Raw genomic sequence first — 19,794 nt, forward strand, 5'->3', positions numbered from 1 at the left:
AGGCGGCGGTCACGGCCGAGAGGCTTGACGCCCCGGCCCGGAGATGACAGAGAGGGGCGAGGCCGAAGCCCCGCCCCTCTCGGAACGTCTGCGTCAGACGCCTGCCTTGTAGATCGGTGCCGCGCCACGGAGCGCGTCGCCGACCTTGTGCACGCGCAGGTCGTTCGTGGAACCGATGATCCCGGGAGGGGAACCGGAGATGACGACGACCTTGTCCCCCTCGACGGCGAGGCCGTTCTCGAGGAGGTACTCGTCCACCTGGTGGTACATGAGGTCGGTGTGCTGCACCATGTCGACGAGCGTGGAGCGCAGGCCCCAGGTCAGCGCCATACGACGACGGATGCCGGGCTCCGGCGTGAAGGCCAGCATGGGGATGCGGGAGCGCAGGCGGGACAGGCGGCGCGCCGAGTCGCCCGACTGCGTGAAGACGCAGAGGAACTTGGCGTCCACGAACTCCGCGACCTCGAGGGCGGCGAGGGTGATGGCACCGCCCTGCGTGCGGGGCTTCGTGGTGAGCGGCAGGATGCGCTCCAGACCGTGCTCCTCCGTCGACTCGATGATCCGGGCCATCGTCTCGACGACGACGACCGGGTAGTCGCCCACGCTGGTCTCGCCGGAGAGCATGACCGCGTCGGCACCGTCGAGGACGGCGTTGGCGACATCGGAGGTCTCGGCACGGGTCGGCACCGGGCTGTTGATCATCGACTCGAGCATCTGCGTCGCCACGATCACGGGCTTCGCGTTGCGACGGGCCAGCTCGACGGCGCGCTTCTGCACGATCGGGACGGCCTCGAGGGGCAGCTCCACGCCGAGGTCGCCGCGGGCGACCATGATGCCGTCGAACGCGTCGACGATCTCCTCGAGCGCATCCACGGCCTGCGGCTTCTCGATTTTGGCGATCACGGGGACGCGGACGCCCTCCTCGGCCATGATCTCGTGCACGCGGGTCACGTCGGAGGCGTTGCGGACGAACGAGAGCGCGATGAGGTCGGCACCCGTCCGGAGGCCCCAGCGGAGGTCGTCCTCGTCCTTCTCGCTCAGCGCGGGGACGTTCACGGCGACACCGGGCAGGTTGATGCCCTTGTTGTTCGAGACGGCGCCCGCGACGACGACGCGCGTGGTGACGGTGACGCCGTCGGTCTCGACGACCTCGACCCGGACCTTGCCGTCGTCGATCAACAGGAAGTCGCCGGGCTTGACGTCCTGGGGAAGGCCCTTGAACGTCGTGCCGCAGATCTCCTTGTTGCCGATGATGTCCTCGGTGGTGATCTTGAAGATGTCGCCCTTGGCGAGCTCGTACGGTCCGTCCTCGAAGCGGCCCAGACGGATCTTCGGGCCCTGGAGGTCGACGAGGATTGCGACGGCGCGACCGGAGTCCTCCGCCGCGCGACGCACGTTCGCGTAGTTGTTCTCGTGCACGGAGTAGTCACCGTGGCTGAGGTTCAGTCGGGCGACGTCCACACCCGCATCGATCAGTGCGCGCACCGTCTCATACGTGGAAGTGGCGGGGCCCAGGGTGGCGACGATTTTCGCGCGTCTCAACATGTCTCCAGGGTAGAAGTGTGGGATTACGTACAGGCGACACTGCCGGCCTCAGCCTACGCGGGCTGGAGGCCGATCGCGACATCGCTGGGGCGCACCGGCTCCGGCAGCACGGTGGTGCCCATGAGGAAGCGGTCGACGTTCGCCGCCGCCGCTCGGCCCTCCGCGATCGCCCAGACGATGAGCGACTGACCGCGACCCGCGTCACCCGCCACGAACACACCGGGGATCGACGACTCGTAGCTCGCGGCACGACGGAAGGCGCCGCGCTCGGTGACCTCCGGCCGGGTGTCCTCGGTGTAGCCGTCCTGCTCCGGCCCGGTGAAGCCCATCGCGATGAGCACCAGGTCCGCGGGGATCTCGCGCTCCGTGCCGCTCTTGGGCACGCGGCGGCCGTCGATGTACTCGGTCTCGGCCACGCGCAGCGCGCGGACCTCGCCGACGTCGTTCGACAGGAACTCCACGGTCGACGCGAGGAACATCCGCTCCCCACCCTCCTCGTGAGCCGAGGCCACCTCGAAGATCGTCGGCATCATCGGCCAGGGCTGGTGATCCGGCCGCGTCTCGCTCGGCTGCTTGCCGATGGCGAGGTTGGTCACGCTCAGGGCGCCCTGGCGGTGCGCGGTGCCGATGCAGTCGGCCCCGGTGTCGCCGCCGCCGATGACGATGACGTGCTTGCCCTCGGCGGTGATCTGGCCGGGGACGGAGTCGCCGGCCACCGCGTGGTTCGACTCGACGAGGTACTCCATCGCGAAGTGCACACCGTCGAGGTCGCGACCGGGGATCGGCAGGTCGCGCGGGACGGTGGCGCCGGTGGCGATCACGACCGCGTCGTACCGGGCGCGCAGGTCGGCCCACGAGATGTCCTTGCCGATCTCGACGCCGGCGCGGAAGCGCGTGCCCTCCTCCTGCATCTGGCGGAGGCGGGCCTCGAGCTGGCTCTTCTCCATCTTGAAGTCCGGGATGCCGTACCGCAGCAGGCCGCCGATGCGGTCGTCGCGCTCGAAGACGGCGACGGTGTGACCCGCCCGGGTCAGCTGCTGGGCGGCCGCGAGACCGGCGGGACCCGAGCCCACGACGGCCACGGTCTTGCCCGTCAGGCGCTCCGGCGGCTCCGGCTCGACCCAGCCCTTGGCGAAGGCCTCGTCGATGATGGAGACCTCGATCTGCTTGATCGTCACGGCCGGCTGGTTGATGCCGAGGACGCACGAGCTCTCGCACGGGGCCGGGCACAGGCGTCCGGTGAACTCCGGGAAGTTGTTCGTCGCGTGCAGACGCTCGATCGCCGCACGCCCCTCCCCGCGCCAGGTGAGGTCGTTCCATTCCGGGATGAGGTTGCCCAGCGGGCAGCCGGAGTGGCAGAACGGCACGCCGCAGTCCATGCACCGGCCGGCCTGGCGACGGAGCACGGCTTTGTCGCCGGGCTCGTACACCTCTTTCCAGTCCATGATGCGCACGGGCACCGGACGGCGAGCGGGAAGTTCCCGCTCGGTCACCTTCAGAAAGCCTTTGGGGTCAGCCACCGGTCACCTCCAGGATGCGGTTCCAGACGATGTCGCCGTCGGGGTCGATCCCCTCGGCCAGTGCCTCCTCGCGCATGCTGCGCACGGCGGCGTAGTCCCGCGGGAGCACCTTCACGAACTCCGCCGCGCTCGCGTCGAAGTCCTCCAGCAGAGCGGCGGCACGCGGAGACGCCGTGCGCTCCACGTGCTCCACGAGCAGGCCGCGAAGCACTTCGAGGTCGGCGCGGTCCAGCGGCTCGAGCCGGAGCTCGCCGCTGCCGAGCGACTGCGCGTTGACCTTGCCGGTGTCCAGGGCGTGCACGTAGGCCACTCCCCCGGACATGCCGGCGCCGAAGTTCCGGCCGGTCGACCCGAGGATGACCGCGAGGCCACCGGTCATGTACTCGAGAGCATGGTCGCCGACGCCCTCGACCACAGCGGTCGCGCCGGAGTTGCGGACGAGGAAGCGCTCGCCCACCACGCCCGAGATGAACATGGTCCCCGATGTGGCGCCGTAGCCGATCACGTTGCCCGCGATGACGTTCTCGTGCGGGGCGATCGCGGAGCCGCGCGGCGGCCGGATCGTGATGTCCCCACCGGAGAGGCCCTTGCCCACGTAATCGTTGGCGTCGCCCTCCAGCCGGAGGATGATCCCCGGCGGCAGGAACGCGCCGAGCGACTGCCCCGCGGTGCCGGTGAGGGTGACGTCGATCGTCTCCTTCGGCAGGCCGGTGGCGCCGTGACGCGAGGTCACCTGATGCCCGAGCATCGTGCCGACCGCGCGCTCTGTGTTGGCGATCGGAAGCTCCACCACGACGGGGTCGCCGTTCAGCAGCGCCGCCTTCGCGATGTCGATGAGCTGCACGTCGAAGTGCTTGTCGAGCTCGTGGTCCTGGGCGCGCCCGCTGCGACGCGGTTCGCCGGCCGGGAACGCCGGGCCCTCCAGCACGGGGCTGAGGTCGAGCCCTTCGGCCTTCCAGTGCGCGATCGCCGCGTTGGTCTCCAGCAGCTCGGTGCGGCCCACGATCTCGTCGATCGAGCGGTAGCCGAGCTCCGCGAGCAGCTCGCGCACCTCCTCCGCGATGAACTCCATGAAGTTGACGACGAACTCGGGCTTGCCCGTGAAACGGTCGCGCAGGACGGGGTTCTGCGTCGCGACGCCCACCGGGCAGGTGTCGAGGTGGCAGACGCGCATCATGATGCAGCCGCTGACGACGAGGGGCGCAGTGGCGAAGCCGAACTCCTCGGCACCGAGCAGGGCGCCGATGATGACGTCGCGACCGGTCTTGAGCTGACCGTCGACCTGCACGACCACGCGGTCGCGCATGCCGTTGAGCATGAGCGTCTGCTGCGTCTCGGCGAGGCCGAGCTCCCACGGTGTTCCGGCGTGCTTCAGCGAGTTCAGCGGGCTCGCGCCCGTGCCGCCGTCGTGACCGGACACGAGGATGACGTCGCTGAGCGCCTTGGCGACACCGGCCGAGACCGCGCCGATGCCGGACTGGCTGACGAGCTTCGTGTGGATGCGCGCCTCGGGGTTCGCCCGCTTCAGGTCGAAGATGAGCTGCTTGAGGTCTTCGATCGAGTAGATGTCGTGATGCGGAGGCGGCGAGATGAGCCCGACGCCCGCCGTGGCGTGTCGGGTGCGCGCGACCCACGGGTACACCTTGGTCGGCGGGAGCTGACCGCCCTCACCGGGCTTGGCGCCCTGGGCGAGCTTGATCTGGATGTCGTCGGCCTCGGTGAGGTAGAGGCTCGTGACACCGAACCGACCGGATGCCACCTGCTTGATGGCGCTGCGCCGTTCGGGATCGACGAGCCGGTCAGGGTCCTCCCCGCCCTCGCCCGTGTTCGACTTGCCGCCGATGCGGTTCATCGCGACGGCGAGGGTCTCGTGCGCCTCCTTGGAGATGGAGCCGTAGCTCATCGCGCCGGTGGAGAAGCGCTTGACGATGGCGGAGACGGGCTCGACCTCGTCCAGCGGCACGGGCTTGCGCGTCCCGGTCCGCAGCGAGAAGAGGCCGCGCAGGGTCTTCAGCTCGGCCGCCTGGTCGTCGACGAGCTTGGTGTACTCGCGGAAGATGTCGTAGCGGCGGGTCCGCGTGGAGTGCTGCAGCTTGAACACCGTCTCCGGGTTGAAGAGGTGCGGAGAGCCGTCGCGACGCCACTGGTACTCGCCTCCGGTCCACAGTCGCTCGTGGGCGCGTGCCGCGGCGTCCTCCGGGTAGGCGTAGTCGTGGCGGGCCTGGTTCTCGGCGAAGATCTCCTCGATCCCGATACCGCCCAGCTTCGACTCGGTGCGCGTGAAGTAGGCGTCGATGAACTCCGGGCTGAGGCCCACGGCCTCGAACACCTGCGCGCCCGCGTAGGACGACACCGTGGAGATGCCCATCTTCGACATGATCTTCAGCACGCCCTTGCCGAGCGCGTAGATGAGGTTCTTGACCGCCTTCTCCGGGGAGATGCCCGTGATGTAGCCGGTGCGCACGAGGTGCTCGACCGTCTCCATGGCGAGGTACGGGTTGATCGCGGAGGCACCGTAGCCGATGAGGGTCGCGACGTGGTGCACCTCGCGCACATCGCCGGCCTCGACGATCAGACCGACCTTCATCCGGTTCTCGCGCCGGATGAGGTGGTGATGGATCGCCGACACCATGAGCAGCGAGGGGATCGGGACGAGGTCCTTGTTCGAGTCCCGGTCGGACAGGATGATGAACTCCGCGCCGTCCTCGATGGCCTGATCCACCTCGGCGCACATCTCGGTGAGACGCTCCGCGAGGGTGTGGGGTCCGGCGTCGAAGTGGTAGAGGCCGCGGATGGTGGCACTCGAGCGCCCGGGCAGGGCCTTGTCGATGTGACGGATCTTCGCGAGCTCGTCGTTGTCGATGACCGGGAAGTCGAGCGACACCGTGCGGGTGTGCTCGGGCCCCCAGGTCAGGAGGTTGACCTCGGGACCGAGGCCGAGCTTGAGGCTCGTGACGACCTCTTCGCGGATCGAGTCCAGCGGCGGGTTGGTCACCTGCGCGAACTGCTGCGTGAAGTAGTCGAAGAGCAGGCGCGGGCGCTTGCTGAGGACGGCGATCGGCGTGTCCGACCCCATGGCACCCAGCGGCTCGACCCCCGTCTGGCCCATCGGGGTGAGGAGGATGCGGACCTCCTCCTCCGTGTATCCGAAGGTGCGCTGTCGCCGGGTGATGGAGGCCGGCGGGTGCACGATGTGCTCGCGTTCCGGAAGGTCGGCCAGGCGGACGGAACCGGCGTCGAGCCACTCCTGCCAGGGGTGCATCGTCGCGAGGTCGTGCTTGATCTCCTCGTCTTCGACGATCCGGCGCTGGGCGGTGTCGACGAGGAACATCTTGCCGGGCTGGAGCCGGCCGCGGCGCTTGATGCGCTCGGGTTCGAAGTGCAGGACACCGGTCTCGGATCCGATGACGACGAGGCCGTCGGTGGTCTCCGTCCAGCGTCCGGGGCGCAGGCCGTTGCGGTCCAGGGTCGCACCGACCAGGGTGCCGTCGGTGAAGATGAGGGCGGCCGGGCCGTCCCACGGCTCCATCTGGTTGGAGTGGTACTCGTAGAACGCGCGCAGCTCCGGCGAGATGTCGGCCTGCTTCTCGTACGCCTCCGGCACCATCATCATGATCGCGTGCGGCAGGCTGCGGCCGGTGAGGGTGAGCAGCTCCAGCACCTCGTCGAATGAGGCGGAGTCGCTGGCGCCGTCCGTGCAGATGGGCAGCAGGGGCGAGATGTCGCCGAGGAGCTCGGACTCGAGCTGCGACTGGCGGGCGCGCATCCAGTTGCGGTTGCCGCCGACGGTGTTGATCTCGCCGTTGTGGGCCAGCATCCGCAGCGGCTGCGCGAGCGGCCACGACGGGAACGTGTTCGTCGAGTACCGCGAATGCACGACGGCGAGCTCGGAGGCGAAGCGCTCGTCCTGCAGATCCGGGTAGAACGGCTCGAGCTGGAGCGTGGTGACCATGCCCTTGTAGCCGAGCGTGCGGCTGGACAGGGAGACGAAGTAGGCGCCGAGCTCGTGGCCCGCGCGCTTGCGCAGACGGTAGGCGACGCGGTCGAGCGCGATGCCGGTCAGCGGCGCATCGGCGAGGGTGGCGCCGCCTGCGCTCACGAAGAGCTGCTCGAAGGCGGGACGGGCCTCGTCGGCGAGCTTGCCGAGGTTCTCGTTGGCGGTGGGGACCTCGCGCCAGCCGAGGACGCGGAGCCCCTCCGCGCGGGCGATCTTCTCGATCCCGGCCTTCTGCTGGCGGCGCTCGCTCGAATCGCGAGGCAGGAAGGCCAGCCCGGCCGCGTACTCCCCCACGGGCGGCAGTTCGAAGCCGGTGACCGCGCGGAGGAAGGCGTCCGGCATCTGGGTGAGGATGCCGGCTCCGTCCCCGGTGCCCGCGTCGGACCCGATGGCCCCGCGGTGCTCCAGGTTGCGCAGGGCCTCGAGGGCCAGCGCGATGATGTCGTGCCCGGCTTCGCCGCGCAGCGTTGCGACCATGGCCAGGCCGCAGGCGTCCTTCTCGAACGCCGGGTTGTACATGCCCTGCTTCGGGGGGTATGCGCCGGAGGCGCCGTAAGGGGGCTGGAAGTACACCAGTTACCGTCCTCAGATCTTCAGTGAAACCCGGGGACGTCGTCGGCCCGCTCGTTCAGTGCAATGGTTCTCCCGCCGCGAGTCGGCGTTATCGGGAGCCGTCCCCGCTCGAGGGAGCAGCGCTTGTGGCAGTGGCTCCGGCGGCGACTTCTTCGGCCGGAGGCTCGCTCACGTCCACGAAATCAGAGGGATTGTCCTGCGATTGTACATCAGCGTCCACGTCCTTCCGTCCGCGGCCCGGCTGGTACGGCGAGGGCTCGAGACCGGGGTGACGGCGGGTCTGCACGACCAGGATGACGAGTCCGACGACGACGCCGATGATGGCGGCCCAGACGTTGCTGCGCAGGCCGAGGATGATCTCGCTCGGGTCGATCCGGATCGACTCCCACAGGATGCGTCCGGCGCTGTACCAGATCAGGTAGATCGCGAAGAGGCGACCCCACTGGAAGAACAGCTTGCGACCGAGCCACAGGAGCACGAGGACGCCGAGCCCGTTCCAGATGACCTCGTAGAGGAACGTCGGGTGGAACAGGGTGCCCTCGGGAAGCCCGGGAGGGAAGGCCGAGTTCGTCGACTCGATCTCCAGGCCCCACGGCAGCGAGGTGGGCAGGCCGAAGAGCTCGTGGTTGAACCAGTTGCCGAACCGGCCCATCGCCTGGGCGAGCAGCAGGCCGGGAGCCAGCGCGTCCGCGAACGTCCAGAAGCGGATGCCGGTCCACCGGCAGCCGAGGTACGCCCCGACGGCGCCGCCGATGAGCGCGCCGAAGATGGCGATGCCGCCCTCCCAGATCGCCCAGACGGAACCGGGCTCGAAGGGGTTCCAGGTGTTCTTGCCTTCGCCGAAGTAGAAATTCGGGTGGGTGAGCACGTGGAAGATGCGCGCGCCGATGATCGCGAGCGGCACCGCCAGGATCGCGATGTCGATGACCACCCACGGCTCCGCCCCGCGCTTGGTGAGGCGGTGGTTCGTCATCAGCACAGCGACGATGATGCCGGCGATGATGCAGAGCGCGTAGAAGTGGATCCGGAGCGGGCCGAGATCGAAGTACGACACGGGCGGGCTCGGGATGCTGGCGAGCACGCCGGCGGCGGTGCTGTGGAGCGCGGAGGACATGAGTGCGATCCTACTTCTCTGAGACGAAGCGCGCCGACGCGGTGCCGGCGGCCAGGGTTCGGGTGACTTCGGCGAGGGCGGGGACACCGCCGTCGCGGAGGGCGCGGACAAGGGCGGTGCCGACGATGGCGCCGTCGGCGTACTCGGAGACGCCGGCGATCTGCTCCGGGGTCGAGATGCCGATGCCCACGCAGGCGCGGCGGGCGCCGTGGTCGCGCAGTCGCGACACGAGGGTACGGGCTGCGCGGTCGAGCTCGGCCCGCTCCCCCGTGATGCCCATGGTGGAGACGGTGTAGACGAAGCCCGTCGAGGACCGCACGACGAGATCGAGCCGCTCGTCCGACGAGGTCGGAGCCGCGAGGAAGACCCGGTCGAGACCGAGGCGCTCGCTGGCCGCGATCCACTCGCCGGCCGCTTCCGGGGTGATGTCCGGAGTGATGAGGCCGGCGCCGCCCGCGGCGAGCAGGTCCTCGGCATAGCGGTCCACCCCGTACTGCAGCACCGGGTTCCAGTAGGTCATCACGAGGACCGGGACGTCGGTCGCGGCGGTGATCGCGCGGATGGCGGTGAAGAGGTCCTTCATCCGGAAGCCCGCGGCGAGGGCCTTGGTCGTCGCCTCCTGGATGATCGCGCCGTCCATGACGGGATCGCTGTAGGGAGGCCCGAGCTCGATGATGTCCACGCCGTTCTCGGCGAGGGCGATCGCCGCCTGGATGCTCGTCTCCAGGTCGGGGAAACCGACGGGCAGGTAGCCGACGAAGGCGCTGCGGCCGGCGTCGTGCGCGCGCTGGATGGCCTGTTCGACGCGGCTCACAGCTGCGGCTCTCCCTTCGAGGCCGCGTCCTCGGCGGCGCTCTCCTCGGACACGTCGTGCGCGAGGGCTTCCTCGTCGTAGAGCTCGAAGTACCGGGCGGCGGTGTCCATGTCCTTGTCGCCACGGCCCGAGAGGCAGATCGCGATCAGGCCGTCGGGGCCGAGCTCGCGGCCGATCCGCAGCGCACCGGCGAGGGCATGCGCCGACTCGATCGCGGGGATGATCCCCTCGGTCCGGCTCAGCAGCCGCAGAGCCTGCATCGCCTCGTCGTCCGTCGCCGGGATGTACTCGGCCCGACCGATGTCGGCCAGCCAGGAGTGCTCTGGACCCACGCCGGGGTAGTCGAGACCGGCGGAGATGGAGTGCGATTCGACGGTCTGGCCGTCCTCGTCCTGCAGCACGTACGTCTTCGCGCCGTGCAGCACGCCGGGGCGGCCGCGCTCGATCGACGCCGCGTGCTTGTCGGTGTCGACACCGTCGCCGGCAGCCTCCACGCCGTACAGCCGCACGCCCTCGTCGTCCAGGAACGCGTCGAACATGCCGATCGCGTTGGACCCGCCGCCGACGCAGGCGACGACGGCATCAGGGAGCCGGCCGACCTCGTCGAGGATCTGGGCACGGGCCTCTTCGCCGATGATCTTCTGGAAGTCGCGCACCATCGCCGGGAACGGATGCGGTCCCGCAGCCGTGCCGAAGATGTAGTTGGTCGTCTCGACCGAGGCGACCCAGTCGCGGTAGGCGTCGTTGATCGCGTCCTTCAACGTGCGCGACCCCGAGGTCACCGCGACGACCTCGGCGCCCAGCAGGCGCATCCGGGCGACGTTGAGCGCCTGACGCTCGGTGTCGACCTCGCCCATGTAGATGGTGCAGTCGAGCCCGAACAGGGCGGCGGCCGTCGCCGTCGCGACGCCGTGCTGCCCGGCCCCGGTCTCGGCGATGACCCGTGTCTTGCCGAGGCGCTTGGTGAGCAGGGCCTGGCCCAGCACGTTGTTGATCTTGTGCGAACCCGTGTGGTTGAGGTCCTCGCGCTTGAGGAAGACCCGCGCGCCGCCCGCGTGCTCGGCGAACCGCGGCACCTCGGTGAGCGCGGAGGGGCGCCCGGCGTAGGAGGACAGCAGATGGGCCAGCTCGGCTCGGAACTCCGGGTCGGCGATGGCCTCCTCGTAGGCGACCGTCAGCTCGTCGATCGCGGCGACCAGGGATTCCGGCATGTACCGCCCGCCGAAATCGCCGAAGAACGGACCGTGCTGGTCGCGCAGACTCACTTCGCCTCCAGGAAGCTCTTGAGAGTGGCCACCGGGTCTCCGGTCACCAGGGCCTCGCCGATCAGCACGACGTCGGCGCCGGCCGAACGGTAGTGCGCGACGTCGGCGGGCGTGAGCACCGCAGACTCCGCGATCTTGATCGCCGAATCCGGGATGCGGTCCACGAGCCGACCGAACAGATCGCGATCGAGTTCGAGGGTCTTCAGGTTGCGGGCGTTCACGCCGATCAGGTCGGCGCCGAGGTCGATCGCGGCCTCCAGCTCCTCCGCCGAGTGGGACTCGACGAGCGGAGTCATGCCGAGCTCGAGGATGAACCCGTACAGGTCGCGCAGGATGTCCGGCTCCAGGCCGGCGACGATGAGCAGGACGAGATCGGCGCCGGCGGCGCGGGCCTCCAGCACCTGGTAACGGGTGGCGATGAAGTCCTTGCGCAGCACGGGAAGCGAGACCCGGGCGGTGACCGCCTCCAGATCGGCGAGGCTGCCTCCGAAACGACGTTCCTCGGTGAGGACGCTGATCGCGGAGGCACCGCCGGTCTCGTAGAGCGCGGCCTGGTGCGCGGGATCCGGGATCTCGGCGAGGGGGCCGCGGGACGGGCTCGCCCGCTTCACCTCGGCGATGATCTTCACCCGGTCGGCGGGAGCGAGGAACGACAGTGCGTCCTTCGCCGCGGGGCGCGAAAGAGCGTCACGCTCGACGACCGCGAGCGGGCGGGACTCAGAACGACGCTCGGCGTCTGCGACAGCGCCGGCCGTCAGGTCGGCGAGGACCACTAGTGCGCCTTCGGAGCGTACTTGGGACCCTTCACGCCGTAGCCCGCCTTCGCGAGCACCCAGCCGACGATCGCCCCGATCGGGATCAGCGCGGCGGAGATCCACACCAGGGTCGGCTGCTCGAAGCAGAACGCGACGGTCGCGGCGGCGAAGCCGACGAGCATGATCACGACGGCGGTCCAGGCCGCAGGCGAGTGTCCGTGGCCGGGGTCAGCGATCGGGTTGGTCATGTTCTCCTCCGGGGACGACGTGGGGATCTGGGTTCAGTCTATCGGGGTCAGCGCGTCGGGTCGGACCCCCGGGACAGCTCGTCCCAGGAATCGACCGCGTCGACGGGGCCGTCGTGCGGCGCATCGGTCGGCGCGTCGGTGCGGTAGCGACGGCCGCCGACCTTCCAGCGCCGCCAGGTGGTCAGCACGAGGACGGCGGCGGCGAGCAGGATCGCCCAGCCGCCGAGGGCGAGGTACGGCCAGACGGACGGGATGATGCTCGCCGCGACCTCGTGGACCGCTCCGCTTCCGGCGAGTCCCGTCGTCTCGGTGACGGTCGCGGCCACCGCGCCGTACGCGTCGCCGAGGAGGACCTGCAGCGTGGACCAGCCCAGGAACACGGCGGCCGCGGCGGCGAGCACCCCGAAGACGAGACGCACGGCCCGGCCGGCGATCGCGAGAGCCGCACCCAGCGCGAGCACGGCGAGGCTCAGCGGCGCGAGCAGCACGAGAGCGGAGGCGCCGGGGACGAGGATGTCCTCCCCCGCGTCCGCCCGCTGCACGGTGAACCAGGTCTGCGTGGAGGAGATGATCCCGATGGCGCCGGCCAGCAGGAAGCCCGTCACGGAGAGGGACCGGCCGCGCTGCGCGATGCTCACGAGGCCGCCGCCCCGTCGACGGCGTCCAGGTCGGTGGAGTCGAAGCACGTCCGCGTTCCGGTGTGGCACGCGGGGCCGGTCTGGTCGACGAGGAGCAGGAGCGCGTCACCGTCGCAGTCGAGGCGGGCCTCCCGCACGACCTGGATATGCCCGGAGGTGTCACCCTTGCGCCAGTACTCCTGGCGGGAGCGGGACCAGTAGGTCGCGCGGCCCGAGGTGAGCGTGCGGCGCAGGGCCTCGGCGTCCACCCAGGCGAGCATGAGCACCTCGCGCGAATCCCACTGCTGCACGATGATCGGGGCGAGCCCGTCCGCGTTGAACGCGACCTGGGCGATGCGGTCGTCGATGGAGACCTCGTCCTGCTTCGGCGTGTCGGTCATCGGACGAGCACTCCTTCCGCGCGCAGCGCATCCTTCACGTCACCGACGGTCAGGGCTCCGGTGTGGAACACGCTGGCCGCGAGCACAGCGTCCGCCCCCGCCTTGATGGCCGGCGCGAAGTCGGTCGCCCGCCCCGCACCGCCGGAGGCGATCACCGGGATCGGCGCGACTTCACGCATGAGGCGGACGAGCTCGAGATCGAAGCCGTCGCGGGTCCCGTCTGCGTCGATCGAGTTCACGAGCAGCTCCCCCGCGCCGCGCTCGGACGCCTCGCGCGCCCAGTCGAGCGCGTCCAGCGTGGTCTGCGTACGGCCGCCGTGCGTGGTGACGACGAAGCCGGATCGCGTCGTGTCGGCGCGCTTGACGTCGAGCGAGAGCACGAGCACCTGGGCGCCGAAGCGATCCGCGATCTCGCCGATGAGCTCGGGACGGGCGATCGCCGCGGAGTTCACGCCGACCTTGTCCGCACCGACCGAGAGGAGCCGCGCGACGTCGTCGACGCTGCGCACGCCGCCGCCCACCGTCAGCGGAACGAAGACCTGCTCTGCGGTGCGCTGCACGACGTCGTAGGTCGTCGCCCGCGCATCCACCGTCGCGGTGACGTCGAGGAACGTGATCTCGTCGGCGCCCTGGGCCGCGTAGTGACGGGCGAGCTCCACCGGATCACCCATGTCGCGGAGGTTCTCGAAGTTGACGCCCTTGACGACGCGGCCGTCGGCGACGTCCAGGCACGGGATGACGCGACTCGCGAGGGTCATCAGAGCCTCGCCGCGTGGATCGCCGTGACGAGGATGGCCCGGGCACCGAGGGCGTAGAGATCGTCCATCACCTGATTGACGCGGCGCCGCGGGATCATCACGCGGACGGCCACCCAGGACGGGTCGCGGAGCGGCGAGATGGTCGCGGACTCCCGACCGGGTGCGATGGCCACGGCCTGATCGACCAGCTCGGTGGGGAGGTCGTAGTCGAGGAGCACGTAACGGCGCGCGACCATAACGCCGCGGAGCCGGCGTAGCAGCGTGTCCACGCCGTCGGCCTCGCCGGGACGGCTGATCAGCACGGCCTCGGACTCCAGGATCACGGGGCCGAAGATCTCCAGCCCCGCCTGCCGCAGGGTGGTGCCGGTGGACACGACGTCGGCGACCGCATCGGCGACGCCGAGGCGCACCGCGGACTCGACCGCGCCGTCGAGCTGCACGAGCTCGGCGTTCACACCCTGGTCGCGGAGGAAGGAGCCCACCAGACCCGGGTAGGCGGAGGCGACGCGGACGCCGTCGAGGTCCTGGACCGAGGTGAAGCGTCCGGGAGGACCGGCGAAGCGGAACGTGGACGCCCCGAATCCGAGCTGCTCGATCTCGCGCGCCGGCTGCTGCACATCCAGGAGGAGGTCGCGACCGGTGATGCCGACATCGAGGGCACCGGAGGCCACGTACGTGGCGATGTCACGGGGGCGGAGGAAGAAGAACTCGACGTCGTTCTCGGCGTCGATGACATGCAGGGTCTTGGGGTCGCGGCGGCCGGCGTAGCCCGCCTCCGCGAGCATCTCGGCGGCGGTCTCGGAGAGCGAGCCCTTGTTGGGAACGGCGATGCGCAGCATGAACGGCTTTCAGTTCGAAGGAGTGGGACCGGAGCGCATCACAGATGTCGATAGACGTCCTGCAGCGTGAGGCCCTTCGCGAGCATCATCACCTGCAGGTGGTAGAGGAGCTGCGAGATCTCCTCGGCTGCGGCGGCGTCCGACTCGTACTCCGCCGCCATCCAGACCTCGGCGGCCTCTTCGACGATCTTCTTGCCGATCGCATGCACGCCGCCGTCGAGCTCCGCGACGGTGCCCGATCCCTCGGGGCGGGTCTCGGCCTTGACGCTGAGCTCGGCGAACAGCTCGTCGAAAGTCTTCACCCCTCCAGGCTACCGGCTCGCGCGAGGTCCCTGAGCCGGGTGACAGCCGCCTCCACGTCGTCCGCACCGTAGACCGCGGAGCCGGCGACGAAGGTGTCCGCCCCCGCTTCGGCAGCCTGGGCGATCGTCGCGTCGGAGATCCCGCCGTCGACCTGGAGCCAGACGGACGAACCGCGCCGCCGGGCCTCCGCGGACAGCGCCTGCAGCTTCGGAATGGTCTCCGGCATGAATCCCTGGCCTCCGAAGCCGGGCTCCACGGTCATCACGAGGATCTGGTCGAACTCGTCCAGCAGCTCGAAGAGTCCCTCGACGGGCGTCGCGGGCTTGACCGCCACCCCCGCACGGGCGCCGATGTCACGCAGCCGACGCGCGAGCGCCACCGGCTCCCCCGCCGCCTCCAGGTGGAAGGTCACGCTCGCGGCACCGAGTTCGGCGTAGCCGGGGGCCCAGCGATCCGGATCCGTGATCATGAGATGCACGTCCAGCGGGACCGGGCTGGTCTCCTGGATGCGCTGGACCATCTGCGGACCGAACGTGAGGTTCGGGACGAAGTGGTTGTCCATGACATCGACGTGCGCGAAGTCGGCCGTCGCGATGCGCGCGAGTTCCGCCTGCATGTTGACGAAGTCCGCGGCGAGGATGCTGGGGTTGATGCGCGGGGCGCGGGGCAGGTCCATGGTCTCAACCTTCCTTCGGGGCTTCTGTCGCATCGCCGGGGCGCTGCAGGAGTGCGAGGAACATCGCGTCGGTGCCGTGGCGATGCGGCCAGAGCTGTGCGCTGCCGGTCTGCGAGCGGCCGTCGTCGGCGAGGTCGATCGGCGACTGGGCCACGCCGCGCAGCACGGCGCGGGCGTCGAGTTCGACGAGCTCAGGACGCAGGCGCCGCACCTCCTCGACCACCGCCGTCGTCTCCGCGAGGTGGGGCGAGCAGGTGACGTACGCGACGATGCCTCCGGGAGCCAGAGCCTCCACGGCCGCCGTCAGCAGACCGACCTGCAGCGGCACGAGCTCGGCGACGTCCGCCGGGGACTTGCGCCACCGGGCCTCCGGGCGCCGACGGAGGGCGCCGAGGCCGGTGCAGGGGGCGTCGACCAGGATCCGGTCGAACGCGCCGGGTCGCTCGGCGGCCAGCTCCCGGCCGTCGCGCTCGTGGACGGTGACGTCGCCCGGGACGGCTCGCAGGGCGTTGCGCACGAGTCGGGCCCTGGTGGGCACGACCTCGTTGGCCTCCAGTACCGCGTCGTTCTCCCGGGCGACGGCGGCGAGCAGAGCGGTCTTCCCGCCGGGGCCCGCGCACAGGTCGAGCCACCGTTCCCCCTGACGGACCGGGGTCGCCGCGGTCAGCGCGAGCGCGACGAGCTGCGACCCTTCGTCCTGCACGCGGACCGCGCCCTCGGAGGCGGTCAGCGCGAGACGCGGATCGCCCCCCGGAGACGCGAATGCCGTGGCGGCGTAGGGCCGACGAGGCTCCTGCGGCTCCGCGAGCCCGGGGAGGGCGACGAGCGTCACCTCGGGCGAGACGTTGTCGGCCTCCAGCAGGGCGTCCAGTTCCTCGACACGCCCTTCGGCGGCGAGGGCGCGACTCAGCGCCCGGATGATCCACACCGGGTGCGCAGCACGGAGCGCCAGCCGTTCGTCGTCCGACCGTGCCGCCGCCTCGATGCGCGCGAGCCACTCCTGGGGCGACTCCCGGGCGATCCGCCGGAGCACCGCGTTCGCGAAGCTGGACGCCCCGCGACCGGCGTCGAGCGCGACGAGGTTCACCGACTCGTTCACGGCCGCGTGCGGGGCCACCCGCGTCGCGAGGAGCTGGTGCACGGCGAGCCGGAGCGCGTCGAGCACCGCGGGGTCGATCGCGTCGGCCGGGCGATCCGCGGCCGCGGCGATGATCGCGTCGTACGTGCCGCGGCGACGGAGTGTGCCGTAGGTCAGTTCCGTCGCCAAGGCCGCGTCCTGCGGGTCCAGCCCGGCCTCGGCGATCGCGGTCGGCAGCAGCAGGTTCGCGTAGGCGTCGGAGTCCGACACCGCCCTGATCACGTCGTACGCCACGCGGCGTGCCGGCTGGACCGTCCGGTCGGGGCCGCGGCCGTTCCGCGTCCGGTCCTCGCGCTGCGGGCCGCTGCCGGGGCGTCGCCGGTCGTTCACGAGCCGGCCACCGGGGTCGTGCCCTGCAGGCCCCGCCACCAGTCGGCGGCGTTCATGGGTCCCTTACCCGCGGGTTGCAGCCGGGTGACGGCGAGCGGTGAGGTGGCCGTCCCGATCAGGACCTGCGCTCGCGTTCCGACCATGGCGCCCGGTGGCAGGTCCTCCGCCCCGGCATCGGCGGGCCGGGCCTCGAGGATCTTGAGCCGCTGGCCGTCGATCGTCGTGTGCGCCCCCGGCTCCGGAGTGACCCCGCGGAACCGGGCGTACACGACGTCGAACGGCTCGCGGAAGTCGAGGAGACCGTCCTCGAGCGTCAGCTTGGCGGCGAACGTCGGCTCGCCCTCCTGCGGCACCGCGTGGGCAGTCCCGTCCGCGATCGCCGCGACCACGTCCGCGGTGAGAGCCGCGCCGTCGAGGGCCAGGGCCTCCAGTGCCTCCCCCGCCGTCGATGTGCCCGGCAGTTCGACGGCGCGCGTCGCGAACACGTCGCCGGCATCGAGCTCCGGGACGAGCTGGAAGACGCTCGCGCCGAGGACCGGATCTCCGGCGATCAGGGCGCGCTGCACCGGCGCGGCGCCGCGCCAGGCCGGCAGGAGCGAGAAGTGCAGGTTGATCCACCCGGCCTCCGGCGTGGACAGCAGAGGCTCGCGGACGAGCCCGCCGTACGCGACGATCACGCCGAGCTCGGGGCGCAGGGCAGCGATCTCCTCCGTCACCGCCTCGTCGAGGCGCGCGGCGTGGATGACGGGCAGGCCGAGTTCGGCCGCGGCCTGGGCGACGGGCGAGGGAGTGAGCACACGCTTGCGCCCGAGGGGAGCGTCGGGGCGCGTCACGACGGCGGCGATGTCGTGCTCGGCGGCGAGGCGACGCAGAGTGGGGACCGCGGCGGCGGGAGTGCCGGCGAAGACGAGGCGCATGAAGGTTCTCCGGAAGGGTCAGAGTTCTGGATCGAGGATATCGAGGCGGACCGAGAGCGTGCTGCGGGCGGCCTTGGTCCGACCGCGGCGACCGCTCACCGCCTCGGCCACGACGGCCGCACGGAGGGTGGTCGCGACGCGGCTTCCCGCGCCGTAGTCGAAGCGTACGAGAGCCCGGACCCGCGGGGGGACGTCGTCCGATTCGACGGGGACGGGACCGAGGACCGCGTCCCCGGGCAGCGAGAGCTCGGAGAGCGCCTCCAGAGCACGGGCGACCGCGGCGGCGGATCCCTCCACGAGCGCGACGCGGGCGGTCGGCGGCATGTGCAGCGGCGCTCGCTGCTCCAGCTCGGTGCGCGCGTAGGCAGCGTGGTTCCAGGTCGCCAGGGCCTTGGCGACGGCGCCGTCCACACCGACGAGGTGGACGGGAGCGCCGGGAGCGGCCAGAGCGGCCGCGTTCGACCACCACCGCAGGCAGGCTTCGCCGATGCGCAGATCCGGCGCCTGCAGCATGCGCGGCCCGTCGAGCAGGACGACGGCACGGTAGCCGCCCTCCGCGAGCGGCTCGGCGCCGCGGGTGGCCACCACCAGCGCCGGACGCGCGTCGACGCGCTCGACGGGGTGGCTGCCGTCCGCGACGATGACGCGGACGCCGGGGAACGCGCGGCCCAGCTCATCGGCGGTCCGTTCGCTTCCCGACGAGGCGAGCCGGAGACGGGTCGAGGAACACGCCGGGCACGTCCATGCCCTGGCACCGCGCCCGCACCACCCGCATACCGGGACCGCGCCGCGATGGCGGGCGCCGAGGGGGCCGCCGCAGTGCGGGCATCGGGCGGGGGCTCGGCAGTCGGCGCAGACGAGGGACGGCGCGAAGCCGGGCCGCGAGACCTGGATGAGCACGGGTCCCTCCGCGGCCGCGTTCCGGGCGGCGAGGAAGGCCGACGACGGCATGCGCTGCGGCGTCGGCTGCTCCATCTCCTGGGGCGTGCTGAGCACCACACGCGGCAGCACGCGCCGGGCCGCGCGGATGTCCTGCAGCCAGCCGCGCGCCACGAGCCGCTCCACCTCGGTCGTCCGCGTATGACCGGCGAAGAGCAGTGCCGATCCCTCCGCCTCCTGCCGCAGCAGCGCCGCATCCCGGGCGTGGACGTAGGGAGCGAGCGGCTCGCCCAGCAGGCTGTCGCCGTCGTCCCACACCGCCACGAGACCGGCGACGACGGGGGCGTACACCGCGGACCTGTTCCCGACGACGATGCAGGGCGCGTCCTCGAGCGTGCGGAGGAAGGAGCGGTAGCGGTCCGGGTTGGTCTGTCGGGAGTCGTGCCGCGCGATCGCCTCCGGGGGGACGAACCCGTCGAGGGCCGCCAGGAGCCGATCGAGGTCGCGGTGGTCCGGGACGACGAGGATGCTCGACTTCCCGGCCGCGAGCGTCGTCGCAGCGGCGGCGGCGAGCATCCGTGCCCAGCCCGGTGCGTCATCGGTGAGCTGCGGGATGGCCTCGACCGCCGCACGACCGCTCTCGTCGAGCACCGCCTGCACTCCGTCGTACAGTCCGACCACGGACGCGGCCGCGTCGCGCGCCTCGGGTCCGAGGAGCGGCGTCGGAGAATCGGCGGTCCAGGCCTTCTCGACGCGCACCTGCCGCTTCGGGATGACCAGCCGCAGCACGTCGGACGCCGACCCCGCCGCGCGATCGGCGACCCGCCGAGCCAGTCGGTACAGACGATCCGGCAGCACGGGGACGCTCGACACGATGCTCTCGACCTCGGAGAGCGGCCGATCGGCGTCGCCCTCCACGTCCAGTTCCACCACGAACCCGTCGACCACGCGGCCGGCGGTCCGCAGGGGGACACGCACCCGGACCCCGGGCTCGACGTCACCGAGCTCGGGAGGAAGGGCGTAGTCGAACAGGCGGTCGAGCTGCGGCAGCGGGGATTCCAGGAGCACCCGGGCGATGCGCCGGCTCTCCGGAGAGATCAGCACC

Annotated in this window: 17 protein-coding genes; all 17 read right to left on the reverse strand. The window is 71.0% G+C overall.

Translation table 11 applies throughout. The features are described from left to right. Window positions 1–93: 93 nt before the first annotated feature. Entirely contained in the window at window positions 94–1,542 is a 1,449-nt protein-coding gene (pyk, locus tag AC3B5L_RS08645; RefSeq protein WP_136052871.1) for a pyruvate kinase, read from the reverse strand. Window positions 1,543–1,598: 56 nt separating this feature from the next. Further along, window positions 1,599–3,065 carry a glutamate synthase subunit beta gene (locus AC3B5L_RS08650; RefSeq protein ID WP_259954848.1) on the reverse strand — a complete coding sequence of 489 codons (1,467 nt, stop codon included), beginning with the start codon at window positions 3,063–3,065 and terminating at the stop codon, window positions 1,599–1,601. Next, window positions 3,058–7,581, reverse strand: coding sequence for a glutamate synthase large subunit (gene gltB, locus AC3B5L_RS08655; RefSeq protein WP_490096400.1), 4,524 nt, complete (start codon window positions 7,579–7,581; stop codon window positions 3,058–3,060). The genes AC3B5L_RS08650 and gltB overlap by 8 nt, the downstream gene beginning before the upstream one ends. Before the next feature lie 142 nt (window positions 7,582–7,723). Further along, window positions 7,724–8,749: a prolipoprotein diacylglyceryl transferase gene (lgt, locus tag AC3B5L_RS08660; RefSeq protein WP_259954846.1), complete on the reverse strand. Its 1,026-nt coding sequence runs from the start codon at window positions 8,747–8,749 to the stop codon at window positions 7,724–7,726. 10 nt (window positions 8,750–8,759) lie between these two features. After that, window positions 8,760–9,563, reverse strand: a complete 804-nt coding sequence (gene trpA / locus AC3B5L_RS08665; protein WP_083370860.1) for a tryptophan synthase subunit alpha — start codon at window positions 9,561–9,563, stop codon at window positions 8,760–8,762. Beyond that, entirely contained in the window at window positions 9,560–10,828 is a 1,269-nt protein-coding gene (trpB, locus tag AC3B5L_RS08670) for a tryptophan synthase subunit beta (protein ID WP_259954843.1), read from the reverse strand. The genes trpA and trpB overlap by 4 nt, the downstream gene beginning before the upstream one ends. Further along, window positions 10,825–11,601: an indole-3-glycerol phosphate synthase TrpC gene (gene trpC / locus AC3B5L_RS08675; protein ID WP_259954841.1), complete on the reverse strand. Its 777-nt coding sequence runs from the start codon at window positions 11,599–11,601 to the stop codon at window positions 10,825–10,827. Before trpC ends, trpB begins: the two co-directional genes overlap by 4 nt. Next, on the reverse strand, window positions 11,601–11,831 hold the full coding sequence (locus AC3B5L_RS08680) for an HGxxPAAW family protein (protein WP_071328620.1): 231 nt from the start codon (window positions 11,829–11,831) through the stop codon (window positions 11,601–11,603). The genes trpC and AC3B5L_RS08680 overlap by 1 nt, the downstream gene beginning before the upstream one ends. A gap of 47 nt (window positions 11,832–11,878) precedes the next feature. Further along, the gene (locus AC3B5L_RS08685; protein WP_490095642.1) at window positions 11,879–12,469 is read right to left on the reverse strand and encodes a Trp biosynthesis-associated membrane protein; all 591 of its coding nucleotides are present in this window, start codon (window positions 12,467–12,469) and stop codon (window positions 11,879–11,881) included. Then, window positions 12,466–12,849 carry a phosphoribosyl-AMP cyclohydrolase gene (hisI, locus tag AC3B5L_RS08690; protein WP_259954836.1) on the reverse strand — a complete coding sequence of 128 codons (384 nt, stop codon included), beginning with the start codon at window positions 12,847–12,849 and terminating at the stop codon, window positions 12,466–12,468. Before hisI ends, AC3B5L_RS08685 begins: the two co-directional genes overlap by 4 nt. Further along, complete coding sequence (gene hisF, locus AC3B5L_RS08695) at window positions 12,846–13,607, reverse strand: imidazole glycerol phosphate synthase subunit HisF (protein ID WP_259954835.1); 762 nt, start codon at window positions 13,605–13,607, stop codon at window positions 12,846–12,848. Before hisF ends, hisI begins: the two co-directional genes overlap by 4 nt. After that, entirely contained in the window at window positions 13,607–14,446 is an 840-nt protein-coding gene (gene hisG / locus AC3B5L_RS08700) for an ATP phosphoribosyltransferase (RefSeq protein ID WP_187661494.1), read from the reverse strand. Before hisG ends, hisF begins: the two co-directional genes overlap by 1 nt. 38 nt (window positions 14,447–14,484) lie before the next feature. Continuing rightward, a complete protein-coding gene (locus AC3B5L_RS08705) occupies window positions 14,485–14,748 on the reverse strand; it encodes a phosphoribosyl-ATP diphosphatase (RefSeq protein WP_025103484.1) in 264 nt (87 codons plus the stop codon). After that, window positions 14,745–15,425: a ribulose-phosphate 3-epimerase gene (gene rpe / locus AC3B5L_RS08710; protein ID WP_259954830.1), complete on the reverse strand. Its 681-nt coding sequence runs from the start codon at window positions 15,423–15,425 to the stop codon at window positions 14,745–14,747. Before rpe ends, AC3B5L_RS08705 begins: the two co-directional genes overlap by 4 nt. A 4-nt stretch (window positions 15,426–15,429) precedes the next feature. Continuing rightward, window positions 15,430–16,797 (reverse strand): RsmB/NOP family class I SAM-dependent RNA methyltransferase, encoded by a 1,368-nt coding sequence (locus AC3B5L_RS08715; RefSeq protein ID WP_490096401.1) that lies wholly within the window; start codon window positions 16,795–16,797, stop codon window positions 15,430–15,432. A 92-nt stretch (window positions 16,798–16,889) separates the two neighbouring features. Further along, on the reverse strand, window positions 16,890–17,810 hold the full coding sequence (gene fmt, locus AC3B5L_RS08720; protein ID WP_490095643.1) for a methionyl-tRNA formyltransferase: 921 nt from the start codon (window positions 17,808–17,810) through the stop codon (window positions 16,890–16,892). 18 nt (window positions 17,811–17,828) lie between these two features. Beyond that, window positions 17,829–19,787, reverse strand: a complete 1,959-nt coding sequence (locus AC3B5L_RS08725) for a primosomal protein N' family DNA-binding protein (RefSeq protein ID WP_259954531.1) — start codon at window positions 19,785–19,787, stop codon at window positions 17,829–17,831. Between the last annotated feature and the right edge of the window lie 7 nt (window positions 19,788–19,794).

This window comes from Microbacterium sp. C-MGS6, from assembly GCF_058140415.1.

Coding starts and splice junctions, on each gene's coding strand:
- hisG (WP_187661494.1), bottom strand. CDS start 14,446: ATGCTGCGCATCGCCGTTCCCAACAAGGGCTCGCTCTCCGAGACCGCC.
- hisI (WP_259954836.1), bottom strand. CDS start 12,849: ATGACCGACACGCCGAAGCAGGACGAGGTCTCCATCGACGACCGCATC.
- lgt (WP_259954846.1), bottom strand. CDS start 8,749: ATGTCCTCCGCGCTCCACAGCACCGCCGCCGGCGTGCTCGCCAGCATC.
- fmt (WP_490095643.1), bottom strand. CDS start 17,810: ATGCGCCTCGTCTTCGCCGGCACTCCCGCCGCCGCGGTCCCCACTCTG.
- gltB (WP_490096400.1), bottom strand. CDS start 7,581: ATGTACAACCCGGCGTTCGAGAAGGACGCCTGCGGCCTGGCCATGGTC.
- hisF (WP_259954835.1), bottom strand. CDS start 13,607: ATGACCCTCGCGAGTCGCGTCATCCCGTGCCTGGACGTCGCCGACGGC.
- rpe (WP_259954830.1), bottom strand. CDS start 15,425: ATGGACCTGCCCCGCGCCCCGCGCATCAACCCCAGCATCCTCGCCGCG.
- AC3B5L_RS08680 (WP_071328620.1), bottom strand. CDS start 11,831: ATGACCAACCCGATCGCTGACCCCGGCCACGGACACTCGCCTGCGGCC.